This window comes from Phaeodactylibacter xiamenensis, from assembly GCF_000759025.1.
GTDB lineage: Bacteria > Bacteroidota > Bacteroidia > Chitinophagales > Saprospiraceae > Phaeodactylibacter > Phaeodactylibacter xiamenensis.
This window is the reverse complement of sequence record NZ_JPOS01000164.1, coordinates 1-570: the sequence shown is the minus strand read 5'-3', so window position 1 is coordinate 570 and position 570 is coordinate 1. Positions and strand designations below refer to the sequence as shown.

Annotated in this window: 1 protein-coding gene; it reads right to left on the bottom strand. The window is 42.1% G+C overall.

Features of this window, described 5'->3' with window-relative positions:
* Positions 1 to 471, bottom strand: a 471-nt coding sequence (locus tag IX84_RS30530) for an AlbA family DNA-binding domain-containing protein (RefSeq protein WP_044230464.1), incomplete at its 3' end; no start/stop codon positions are given.
* Between the last annotated feature and the right edge of the window lie 99 nt (positions 472 to 570).

Genomic DNA, 570 nt, shown 5'->3' with positions numbered 1-570 from the left:
TTCATAAGTGCAGTGATGCAAGATTTGTTCCTCAGCATATAGATTCCCACTACCTTGAAGCAGCCGGGATAATTCTTCATTACTGGTCACCTTACGCTTGTCGGCCCCATTCTTCACAAAGATTAATCCGCTATTATCTTTATAGGGTTTGTCAACTCCTTCTGGAACACGAACAACAATAACCTGTTTATCTTTAACCGCTACAGTTTCCGTCTCGATGATAATTGGACTTTTCACATGCTCGTTTGCAGCAGTTGTCAGTAGATTGTTGATACGTTGAATATCCTGAAAGCTGAGCCCCGTTGCTTCCCCGGTTTTATCATTAATACCAATCAGGATTTGCCCGCCTTTGCTGTTAGAAAAGGCGACCATCTCCTGAGCAATGCTTACTGCATTTGTTACATTTTCTTTGAACTGAATAAGGCTGGTCTCGCCTCCTCTTACTAAACTCAGTAGTTCCTCCGCACTCATGCCATTATTTTTAGCATTCCAAATTTAGCACTCTTTTGGCAGAATTGATAGTCATGCTTGCATAACAACACTCGACGGATTCCTTTTACCCCTTCTGCA